Origin of the sequence: Kitasatospora sp. NPDC058048 (genome assembly GCF_042885555.1) — a bacterium.
Lineage (GTDB): Bacteria > Actinomycetota > Actinomycetes > Streptomycetales > Streptomycetaceae > Kitasatospora > Kitasatospora lactacystinica.
Window position 1 is genome coordinate 127250 of sequence record NZ_JBHVRT010000024.1, and the last position, 9925, is coordinate 137174.

A 9925-nucleotide genomic window follows, 5' to 3' on the forward strand; every position below is an offset into this window, starting at 1 on the left:
GGCGAGCAACTCGCGGGGGGGGGGGGGGGGGGGGGGGGGGGGGGGGGGGGGGGGGGGGGGGGGGGGGGGGGGGGGTGGTGGGGGGGGCGGGCCCCCCCCCCCCACTCCCCGGCCCCCGGTGAGCGGCGGTACTGCCGGATGCCCCTGCAGCGGCACCCGGGCCGGCGGTTCAGCGCGGCACCGGGCCGGCGGTTCAGCGCGGCACCGGGGTGGCGCCGGTCGCGGCCAGCGAGAGCTCCCAGAGGCGGGCCGCCCCGTCCGGGTCGAGGGCGTACGGGCGGACGCCGCCGTCGTCCATCGGGGTGTCCGGGCCGCTGACGCGGGCGACCTCGCAGTCCTCCAGGTAGAGCCCGCCGCGGCCGTCGAGCAGCGGGGAGGTGGCCGCCCACAGACCGGTGGCCGCGCCCTGGGAAGGGGACTTGAAGTCCGCGCCGATCACGTTTCCCCGGTCGTCCACCCAGCCGCGCTCGACCTGCTCCCGCCGGGTCATCTCCCGCTGGAGCCCGGTGATGATCTTCCCGGGGTGGAGCGCGAACGCCCGGACGCCGTCTCCGCGGCCGAGCGCGTCGAGGTGCACGGCGAACAGGGAGTTGGCGGTCTTGGACTGGCCGTACGCCAGCCACTTGTCGTAGCCGGTGCGGAAGTGCGGATCGTGCCGGCGGATGTCGGTCAGGGCGTGCCCGGCGGAGCTGTTGACGACGACGCGCGCGCCGTCCGGGGCGGCGGCCAGCAGCGGGTACAGCTCGCAGGCGAGGAGGAAGTGCCCCAGGTGGTTGGTGGCGAACTGCCCCTCCCAGCCCGGCCCGACGCGCCGCTCGGGGGTGGCCATGACGCCGGCGACGGCCAGCAGCAGGTCGAGGCGGTCCGTGGCCTCGCGGATCAGCCCGGCGGCGGCACGGACGCTCACGGGGTCGGCGAGGTCCATCGGGACGACCCGGCCGCCGGTTCCGGCGAGTGCGGCACGGGCGGTGTCCGGGCGGCGGGCCGGGACGATCACGGTGGCCCCGGCGGCGGTCAGCGCCCGGGTGGTCTCCAGGCCGAGGCCGGAGTAGCCGCCGGTCACGACGGCGGTGCGGCCGGAGAGGTCGAGGCCCGCCAGGACGTCCTCGGCGGTGCTGGTGGCGGAGAAGGGCGAGCCGGTCGGCTGCTGGCCGACGGCGGCCTTGCTGGTGGTGGTCATGGCGACGACGGTAGGAAGTGGAGCGCGGTCTAGATCAAGCCCCGCGGGTCCGCTCCTATGCTCTGACGCCATGACGGAACTCAGCATCGGCGAAGTGGCCGAGCGCACCGGGCTCAGCGTGCACGCCCTGCGCTTCTACGAGCGCGAGGGCCTGCTGGTCGGCCCGGTGCGGCGCACGGCGGGCGGGCGCCGGCGGTACGCCGTGCTCGACGTGCAGTGGCTGGAGATCTGCATCAGGCTGCGCGGGTCCGGCATGCCGCTCGCCGACCTCCGCCGCTTCGCCGACCTGGTGCGGCAGGGCCCGGGCAACGAGGCCGAACGGCTGCGGCTGCTCGACACCCACCGGCAGCGGGTCGACGAGCGGATCCGGGAGCTGGAGGAGTGCCGCTCGCTGATCGCCTGGAAGACCGCCGTCTACGCCGACCACCTGGAGCGCGGCGAGGCCGCCGGGCTCTGGGACCCGACGGCCTCGCCGGCGGCTCCCGGTCAGTCGTCCTCGCCCTCGTCGAGGTCGTAGGGCGGGATGGTCCAGCGCAGGACCGTGCCGCCCGCACTGTCGGCTTCGAGGGTGACCGGGAAGGCCTGGCCGCAGTCCCGCCCGCCGTGGTGCCGGACGGCGTGGTCGCCCGGGTCCCAGTCGATCCCGAGCACCTGGCAGCCGCCGACCTCGATCGCGCCCACGTGCAGCGGGTGGTGCAGGCCGGCCCGCCGGAAGCGGAGGTAGTCGACGTGCTTATCCACCATGGTGGCCACTCCCCTGCCGTGCAGGCCGCCCTGCCAGGTGCCGATCTCGGCCTCCCGCGCGACCGCCTCCGCGACCGGGAGGTCGAGCCACCCGTACGGCCCGTCCTCCCCGCCGTGCGGGGAGAGCCGCTCGCCGCCGAACCGCTCGTGCGCGTCCTTCCCGTACCGGCCCCAGAAGGAGAGGTCGGCGAGTCCGTCGGCCGGTTCGTGCTCCAGCCCCGTCCAGGCGTCAAGCCCCACGGCGTCGCCGACCGCCATGCCGCCCCGGTCGACCGGCAGGTCCCCGAGCAGCACCGGCACCGCCGGGTCCGCGCCCGCGGGCCAGGGCAGGCCGAGGGCGATCTCCAGCGTCGCGATCGTCGGCTCCTCGTCGAAGGCCGAAGGCTCCGTGGTGGCCCGCACCGCCAGCGGCCGGTCGGCGGCGGCCCGGACGGCGACCGCCTCGTACTCCCACTCCTGGAGGTGCCCGCCGCCCGCCTCCGCCGCGGCCGCGGCGCGCACCGACAGCGGCTCGCCCACCCTCGGCCACTCGTCGATCCAGCTGGCCATCGCCAGCACCACCACCCCGGAGGGCGCCGTGACAAATCCCAGGTCAACGAAGGTTTCGGACATCCGCCGATTATCTCCGGGCAGGACGTCGGCCTCGTCGCATAGCCTGGCCCGGTGAATCTCGACGATCTCGCTTGGCAGCGGCAGTTCGACGGCGGAATAGAGCCCGCCATGGCGGAATACCTGGCCCGCCAGGGGCAGTTGGAGCTGGTGATCGAGACCGCCCGGGACCGCGGTGAGTGGTTCTGCGCCGAGGTGGCGGTCAGTGAGCTGTGCGCGGTGGGGGAGTTCGAACGGGCCCTGACGGTCCTGGAGCCGTTCGTCGCGGTCGGCTGGCCGTTCGCCGTACGGGAGTCCGCCACGATCATGGTCCGGCAGGGCCGGATCGAGGAGGGGCTGGCGCTGGTGCGTCCGGACGCGGCCGGCCTGAAGTCGGCGCACGACTGCCGCTGGTTCGCCGAGGCACTGGTGGAGGCCGGGCGGGTGGATGAGGCCGTCGAGATGCTCACACCCCACCTCGGGGAGCCCTGGATCCTGGAGTCCCTGGTCCATCTGACCAGGGGGGAGCACCGTGACGCCCGTGTCCTGGAGCTGCTCGCCCCGTGCGCCGAGCGGGCCCTGGGCGGCACGGCGGACTGCCGGTGCTCCGCGGCCGGGGGTCGGCGCGAGTGCCGGCACCAGCCGGAGGCGGTGCTGGTGCTGTACAGCCGGGTCCTGGAGCGGATGGGCCGGGCGGACGAGGCGATCCGGCTGCTGGGCCCGGCCCTGCCCGTCGTCCCGCGCATCGCCTGGCGGTACGCGGAACTCCTCGCCGGCCAGGGCCGGTTCGAGCAGCTTCGCGAGCTGGCCGCCGGCGAGCACGCGGAAGACGCCCTGAACCGGTACGCGGACGCGCTGGAGGAGCAGGGGCGGGTCCGGGAGGCCGAAGCCGTCCTGCAGGAGGCCCTCGAAGCGGACGGCCGGCACGCCCGTCGGCACCTCATGGCCTTCCTGGCCCGCCAGGGACGCCTCGACGAGGCCGTCGACGTCGGACGGCCCACGTACGAGCACGCCGAAGAGAACCTCCTCCACGAGGCGATCGAACTGCTGATCAAGGCGGGCCGCCCGGAGCGGGCGCTGGAGCTCGTCGACGGCCTCGGCACCGCGTACGTCGACGCGCATTCCGATGTCCTGCGCTACACCCGGCTGCGCCTGCTCGCGAAGGCCGGGCGCTGTGCCGAGGGCATCGCGGAGGCGCGGGCCCTGAGCGAGCGGGAGCCCGGCCAGTGGGACACCACGCTGGCCTGGCTGCTGGATCAGGACGGCCGGCCGGACGAGGCCCTCGACCTGCTCCGGTCGTCCACCGAGCACGGGGCCCACCGAGCGGTTGCCGAGACCCTGGCCAGGCAGGGCCGCTACGCCGAGGCCGTCGCCGCCGTCCCCACGGTGTCCGCCCAGCGCGAGGCCTGGGATCGGCGCTGAGACAGGAGGCCGCCGACCGACCTGGATATTTCAGTGAGAGAAATATCCAGGTGGACGGAGGCGTTCCGGCAGGAGCAGGCGCGGGAGGTCCGCGCGAGGCTGGAAGGAGTGCGGCGCCGTGCGCGTGGAGATCTGGAGCGACATCAACTGCCCGTGGTGCTACGTCGGCAAGGCCCGGTTCGAGCAGGCGCTGGCGGCGTTCCCGCACCGCGAGGAGGTGGAGGTCGTCCACCGCTCCTTCGAGCTGGACCCGCGGGCGCCGCACGAGGCCCGTCCGGTGCTGCCGCTGCTCGCCGCCAAGTACGGGATGAGCCTGGAGCAGGCCGAGGCGGCGGAGGCCCGGATCGCGGAGAACGCGCACGCCGAGGGCCTGCCCTACCTGCGTGAGGGGCGCGACGCGGCGAACTCCTTCGACATGCACCGCCTGCTGCACTTCGCCGGGGAGCACGGCCGGCAGGGGCAGCTGCTCGACGCGCTGTACCGGGCGAACTTCGCCGAGGAGCGGTCGGCCTTCGAGGCGGGCCGGCTGGTCGAGCTGGCGGTCGACGCGGGGCTGGACGGCGAGGCGGCCGCGGCCGTCCTGGCCGACCCGGAGGCGTACGCGGAGGCGGTGCGCGAGGACGAGGCCACGGCGAGCGCCATGGGGGCGACGGGCGTGCCGTTCTTCGTCCTGGACCGGCGGCTGGGCGTCTCGGGCGCTCAGCCCGCGGAGACGTTCGGTCGAGCGCTGGAGCAGGCCTGGGAGAGCCGGGTCGCCCTGCCGCTGACGCCGCTCGTGCCCAAGGACTGAGCAGCCGCGGAGCGGGAAGTCGGCCGGACCGGCTTCCCGCTCACCCGGCCCGCCAGCGGTGGGCGTAGGCGACGTGCAGGCTGGACGGCACCCCCTTGGCCGCACGGGGGGAACCCCAGTACTCGTGGGCGAAGGTGACGCAGTAATGCGCATCGGGCCGCCACCCGTAGCGCCACCCCGGGGCCTCGCGGCTGAAGTCGTGGAGCGCGGAACCGGTCCGGCGGAAGGCGGTCGCGCTGCCGGTCACCACGAGTGTCCCGGCGGCACCGGCGAACCGGATCTCGTCCCGCCGGTCGGCGGCGCGGTAGCGCTCGTCGTCGATGGCCTCCTCGGTCGGGAAGTCGGTGACCGGCAGGTCGACGGTGTGCGGCGTCCCAGCGCCCAGGCGCGCGCGGACCTCCTTCCAGCGCGACGGCGGGAAGCCCAGGCTGTGGTGGACTAGCAGGAGGTCCAGCTGGTCTCCGGGCGGGACGTCGGACAGGCCCATCGGGCCGCTGTTGCCCCGGAGCGGCAGATGGATCAGGGAGCGCCGGGACCGGGCCGCCAGGGCCCAGGCGGTGACCAGGTCCTCGGCACCCTGCCGGTCGACGTACAGGTCCATGGACCGGTCGTGCGGGTTCGTGTGGAGGAAGGCGCCGGCGGTCTGCCGCACCGGGGTGATCACCCGGTACTCGTCCCGGCCGAGGCGGACCCGGTGGATCTTCGTTCGCAGTCTCACCGGCCTGTTGTACCGGACGCCAGGCTGGTCGTCCCGCGGACTTTCGGGTGCCCGGCACCGGAAGTCGGACAGGTCGGCTTCCCGTGCCGGCCCCCGAGGACCGCGGGCCGCCGCCGGACCGCGGCGGCTACTCCCGCACGAACCCGTAGCTCCGCTCTACCTTCGCCACGTGCAGCGTGTAGCGCTCGTACCACTCGGCCCGCCCGCGCTTCTGCGCCGCGCGGTGCTCGGCGTTGGTCCGCCACTCCGTGAGGGCCTCGACGTCGCGGAAGTACCCGACCGTCACGGACAGCCCGCCGGGAGTCTGCGCGTGGTCCATCCCCAGGTACCCCGGGATGTCCTTCACCAGCTCTTCCATGCGGTCGTTGGTCTCGCTGTAGCCGGTCCGCTCCTCAGTGGGCACCGCGGTGAAGACCACCGCGTAGTAGGGGGTTTCAAAGGCCTCGACGGGCACGACAGGCGCATTCGCATCATTGCTCACAGCGTCACCGTAGGACGGGACCCGCCCCGCGTACCAGCGTCTTTGCCCAACGGGATCCACAAGGGATCCAGATCTTTGCCAAGCCGCCCGGGCTCCTCCCAGGAGCAACACCGGGGCGGACGCCGGCCGGTGCGGGTCCTAGTCGTAGAAGAACTGGCGGAGGTCCTCGACCGAGCCCGGGCCGAAGAGGAACGCCTCGAACCCGTTGACCGCGCGGGGCGGTGGCGGCCCGTCGGCCGACAGCCTCCGCAGCCAGGCCTCGCCCTGCTCCCCCACCGCGTGGACGGCGGAGAGCAGTTCGGCCATCCCCGCCGGGCGGGGTGGGACCACTCCGGTGACGGGGACGAGGTCCCAGCCGCCCGCCCGGGCGGCGAGCCGCAGCACGCCCGCCCAGGTGGCGATCCGGCCGAGCCGGTTGCGCAGGGGCAGTTCGACGGACGGGTCCAGGTATCCGAGTCCGACGGTCGCGGCGGCGAGGTCGTCCATCACCTGCCGTTCGACGGCGGTGCGGGTCCAGAGGCCCTCCTGGGCATCCTCGATGGCGGCGTGCCACCACTCCCAGGCGCTGTCGAGACGCGCCGTAACCTCGTCCACCCGGCGGGGTAGCAGACCGGTCGGCGTCGGAGATCCGGACGTGCCGCTCTGCGGTCGGTGGAGGTAGAACAGCTCCGGGTCGCCCTCGTCGAGGCCGTGGAGAAGGCCGACCGGCCGCCACCCGGCCCGTTGCAGCAGTCGCCGCATCGGATGGTTGGAGACGTTGGTCGAGGTGAACAGCTTCGGGGTCTCGCAGGAGGCCGCCGCGGCGTCCAGCAACCGGCGGCCGACACCGGTGCCACGAGCGGACGGTGAGACCATCAGCATCGTGACGAAGCCCTGCTCGAAGAACGTGTACTCCACGACGCAGTAGCCGAGCGGGCCGGACGCGCCTTCCGCCACGAACACCGGGCTGATCGGGCCCTGTCGGCACCACCCGCGGATGCTCGCCGCCCGGTCCTCGTCGCCTTCGAGCGCGACCGAGTCGATACCGACCAGCGCGTCCGCGTCGGCTTCCCTGCCGCGCCGCACGACGAACTCGCCCAGGTCCACTGCGTCCATGGGGACATGCTGCCAGTTCGGGCCGGTGCCCTCGCCTACCGCGGAGCGGGGACGGCGCCGGAGCGGGGGTTCAGGCGGGTGGCGTGCCAGGGGGAGTTACGGCCGGCGGCCTCGCGGTAGGCGACGCGCTGGACGGCGAAGAGCAGACGGTAGAGGTTGAGGGCGGTGTCGGAGTCGTCGGCCGCGAACCCCAGGTGGTGGACGAAGTCTTCGAGCTTGGGCCAGTCGAAGTCGTCGGGGACGGGCGGGGCGACGGCGACGCCGAAGACCGTGTTGAAGGCGGCGGCCACGGCGTAGTTGGCGGCGGCGAGGGCGTTGGCGACGTCGGGATCGGTGACCGGGTCGGAGGCGGGGGTGGGGGCGGGGGCGCTCATCGGGGCTCCTGTTCGTCGGGCTTTGCAAGGTTGCGCGCGGAGGTCACCGGCGATCGCGGTCGTGGCCGACGTCGAAGAGGAGCGTGAGGAGGTTGAAGAGCGTGGAGGCGGGAGCCGTGTTGAAGCGGACGAGGACCCGGCCGTCCAGGGTCCTGTCCGTACCGGCGGACGGGAAGACCAGACCGAACTCACGGCCGCGCTCCTGGAGTTCACCGAGGAGGCTGCGGACCTGGTCCTCGGTGTAGGCCCGGATGCGGGGGTCGGTGGGCTGCATGGGGTAGCGGCGGCGGGTCACGCGGAGGCCTCCAGTTCGAACCAGACGACCTTGCCCTGCTTGCGGGGCTCGGCGCCGAAGCGGTGGGTGAGGGCCTGGACGAGGAAGAGGCCCCGGCCGGAGAGGGAGAGCAGGTCATCGGGGAGGCGGGGCTCCGGGAGGACCGGGCTGTTGTCGGCGACCGAGACCCGGAGGCGGTGGTCGGCGAGGGCCAGGACGACCACGGGTGCAAGGGTGCCCCCGTGCCGCCAGGCGTTGACGAAGACTTCATGGAGGGCGAGTTCGGCGTCGGAGATGACGGACGGTCGCCACCCCGCGGAGGTGAGCAGGTCGGAGAGCTCGGTACGAGCGCTGGACCAGTCGGGAAGGTTGCAAGCACGCATGAGACACCCCAGGGGAGGAAGAGGGGAATCGACGAAGCAGACACTTCACCGTGTGATCGGCGCAACACTGAGAGTAGGGTCTCCAGTGACAAGGTTGCAAGGCATCTGCGGAGACTCACTCGTTAGTGGCATCCCGCATGGGTTGTGCGCGACACTGCGCCGACAGGGAAGGGGCGATCGTGGGATACAAAGGACCAATCAGCCAACGCCAGCGCCGATTTGGCGAAGAGTTGCAGCGACTGCGCACGGCCGCCGGACTGTCGGCGCCAGAAGCCGGCGCGCTGGTAGGCATGAAGGGTCCGGCAGTCAGCCACACCGAAGCTGGCCGGATCACTCTGAACCCCGAGCGCCTTGAGACCTGGCTCGATGCTTACGGCTGCACCGACCCGCTCTACCGCAAGGGCCTGGCCGAGATGGGTCAGAGCACCGGCAAGGGCTGGTGGAGCGAGTACGAGGGCAAAGTCCCCATGTTGGCATTGGACTTGGCCGAAGCAGAAGAGCGGTCCGTCCGACTGCAGAGCTATGACTCGCTCTACATCCCAGGAGTCCTCCAGCTACCTGACTACGCGATGGCGATCTACGAAGGCGCCCTTGGAAGTCAGTGGGCGCCCGAGACGCAGGTGCGCTTCCGAATGGATCGACAGCGCATCCTCACCGCTGACAAGCTCCTCAACTTCGTCATCCATGAAGCTGCGTTGCGCATGCGCTTCGCCGGTGACGCAACGATGAGGGCTCAACTCCTCCACCTGCTCGACATGGCGGAAATGCCGAACGTCAGCATCCAAGTACTGCCGTTCACGGCACCCAAGCATGCGCCGCTATCGGCATCGTTCCTGGTCTGCGATCCAGGATGCCGCGAGCTGTCAACGATCATCTTGTCCGGCCCCAAGCGAGCCGAGCATCTCGGCGAACCCGCGGAGACGGATGTCTACGCCAGGAAGTTCCAGCAGCTGAGCGAGCTGGCGCTACCGCCTGCCGATGGCAGCGAAGCCTTGCGTAAGCTCGATGCGCGCGACTCTTGGGGGCTCATTCACCACATCCTCTACGAGCTTCAAACCTGAAAGGCGTCCGATGTCCCACCTGGTCTGGCAGAAGTCGTCGTACAGCGACGCGGAAGGCGCCGACAACTGCCTGGAACTGGCGCAAGGAAACGGGGATCACCGCCACGTCCGCGAATCCGACAACCCCTCCGTCGTCCTGACCACCACCGCAGCCAAACTCCGCACCTTCATCCTCGGTGCCAGGGCCGGCGAGTTCGACCACCTCATCTGAACCCCGCCCTCCCCCGCCCGCTCGTTGGAGCCCAACGAGCGGGCCGGCCTCCACGGGAGGCAGCGGGCAAGACAGGCCGCCCGGCCGCGTCCCGCCCTCGCCCCATCGCGGTGCTCCGGCAAGCCCTCAGCTTCGCCATCAACCTGCCGGGCCGACACACTCCACGCAACACATCCAGGCCAGGCTCGGGGCATCCGCACCCGCTACAAGCATGAGAGGCGCCGCAAGTTGTCCGAGCTCTCCTGGCAGAAGTCGTCCTTCACCAACGCCGATGGCGGCAGTACCTGCGTTGAGCTGGCCACCGGGGGACACGACATCCGCCACCTCCGCGAATCCGACGACCCCTCCGTCATCCTCACCACCTCAACCGCCCAGCTCCGCGCCTTCGTCCTCGGCGCCCAGGCCGGCGAGTTCGACCACCTCGTCTGAACCCGGCCCCGCCCGCTCGCCGCTCCGGCGAGCGGGCGGTCCTCATTCCAGTGCCTGTTCCGAGGCATTCGACCGTCCCAGAAACGCGAAGAACCCCCATCCGGATCCCGGATGGGGGTTCTTCTGAATAATTGTTCGGCGGCGTCCTACTCTCCCACAGGGTCCCCCCTGCAGT

At 72.2% G+C, this 9925-nt stretch carries 14 protein-coding genes; 6 read left to right on the forward strand and 8 right to left on the reverse strand.

The genetic code is table 11. The annotated features are described in order from the left end of the window. Positions 1 to 193: 193 nt before the first annotated feature. Entirely contained in the window at positions 194 to 1180 is a 987-nt protein-coding gene (locus ACFVVA_RS24785; protein ID WP_387692716.1) for an SDR family NAD(P)-dependent oxidoreductase, read from the reverse strand. Between the two features lie 70 nt (positions 1181 to 1250). Between ACFVVA_RS24785 and ACFVVA_RS24790 the strand changes: the two genes are divergently transcribed. Continuing rightward, positions 1251 to 1697 carry a MerR family transcriptional regulator gene (locus tag ACFVVA_RS24790; RefSeq protein ID WP_387692718.1) on the forward strand — a complete coding sequence of 149 codons (447 nt, stop codon included), beginning with the start codon at positions 1251 to 1253 and terminating at the stop codon, positions 1695 to 1697. On the opposite strand, the gene ACFVVA_RS24795 is transcribed toward ACFVVA_RS24790, so the two are convergent. Beyond that, positions 1667 to 2536 carry a hypothetical protein gene (locus tag ACFVVA_RS24795; protein ID WP_387692720.1) on the reverse strand — a complete coding sequence of 290 codons (870 nt, stop codon included), beginning with the start codon at positions 2534 to 2536 and terminating at the stop codon, positions 1667 to 1669. The two genes, ACFVVA_RS24790 and ACFVVA_RS24795, sit on opposite strands and share 31 nt — an antisense overlap. A 51-nt stretch (positions 2537 to 2587) precedes the next feature. Here ACFVVA_RS24795 and ACFVVA_RS24800 point away from each other — a divergent pair, with 51 nt between their 5' ends. Further along, entirely contained in the window at positions 2588 to 3934 is a 1347-nt protein-coding gene (locus ACFVVA_RS24800) for a tetratricopeptide repeat protein (protein ID WP_387692722.1), read from the forward strand. Between the two features lie 118 nt (positions 3935 to 4052). Beyond that, the gene (locus tag ACFVVA_RS24805; protein WP_387692724.1) at positions 4053 to 4724 is read left to right on the forward strand and encodes a DsbA family oxidoreductase; all 672 of its coding nucleotides are present in this window, start codon (positions 4053 to 4055) and stop codon (positions 4722 to 4724) included. Positions 4725 to 4764: 40 nt separating this feature from the next. On the opposite strand, the gene ACFVVA_RS24810 is transcribed toward ACFVVA_RS24805, so the two are convergent. The 6 genes from ACFVVA_RS24810 to ACFVVA_RS24835 form a co-directional block, all read right to left on the reverse strand. After that, positions 4765 to 5442, reverse strand: coding sequence for a hypothetical protein (locus tag ACFVVA_RS24810; RefSeq protein WP_387692726.1), 678 nt, complete (start codon positions 5440 to 5442; stop codon positions 4765 to 4767). A 127-nt stretch (positions 5443 to 5569) separates the two neighbouring features. Beyond that, on the reverse strand, positions 5570 to 5923 hold the full coding sequence (locus tag ACFVVA_RS24815) for an antibiotic biosynthesis monooxygenase family protein (protein WP_387692728.1): 354 nt from the start codon (positions 5921 to 5923) through the stop codon (positions 5570 to 5572). Positions 5924 to 6061: 138 nt separating this feature from the next. Continuing rightward, positions 6062 to 7018 carry a GNAT family N-acetyltransferase gene (locus ACFVVA_RS24820; protein WP_387692730.1) on the reverse strand — a complete coding sequence of 319 codons (957 nt, stop codon included), beginning with the start codon at positions 7016 to 7018 and terminating at the stop codon, positions 6062 to 6064. A 35-nt stretch (positions 7019 to 7053) separates the two neighbouring features. Then, on the reverse strand, positions 7054 to 7392 hold the full coding sequence (locus ACFVVA_RS24825) for a hypothetical protein (RefSeq protein WP_387692732.1): 339 nt from the start codon (positions 7390 to 7392) through the stop codon (positions 7054 to 7056). 43 nt (positions 7393 to 7435) lie between these two features. Next, complete coding sequence (locus tag ACFVVA_RS24830) at positions 7436 to 7687, reverse strand: hypothetical protein (RefSeq protein ID WP_387692734.1); 252 nt, start codon at positions 7685 to 7687, stop codon at positions 7436 to 7438. Continuing rightward, positions 7684 to 8049, reverse strand: coding sequence for an ATP-binding protein (locus ACFVVA_RS24835; protein WP_359899874.1), 366 nt, complete (start codon positions 8047 to 8049; stop codon positions 7684 to 7686). The genes ACFVVA_RS24830 and ACFVVA_RS24835 overlap by 4 nt, the downstream gene beginning before the upstream one ends. 179 nt (positions 8050 to 8228) lie before the next feature. Here ACFVVA_RS24835 and ACFVVA_RS24840 point away from each other — a divergent pair, with 179 nt between their 5' ends. From ACFVVA_RS24840 to ACFVVA_RS24850, 3 genes are all read left to right on the forward strand, one after another. Then, positions 8229 to 9110, forward strand: coding sequence for a helix-turn-helix domain-containing protein (locus tag ACFVVA_RS24840; protein ID WP_387692736.1), 882 nt, complete (start codon positions 8229 to 8231; stop codon positions 9108 to 9110). A gap of 10 nt (positions 9111 to 9120) precedes the next feature. Beyond that, complete coding sequence (locus tag ACFVVA_RS24845) at positions 9121 to 9321, forward strand: DUF397 domain-containing protein (protein ID WP_387692738.1); 201 nt, start codon at positions 9121 to 9123, stop codon at positions 9319 to 9321. Between the two features lie 228 nt (positions 9322 to 9549). Further along, on the forward strand, positions 9550 to 9750 hold the full coding sequence (locus tag ACFVVA_RS24850; RefSeq protein ID WP_387692740.1) for a DUF397 domain-containing protein: 201 nt from the start codon (positions 9550 to 9552) through the stop codon (positions 9748 to 9750). The last annotated feature ends 175 nt before the right edge of the window (positions 9751 to 9925 follow it).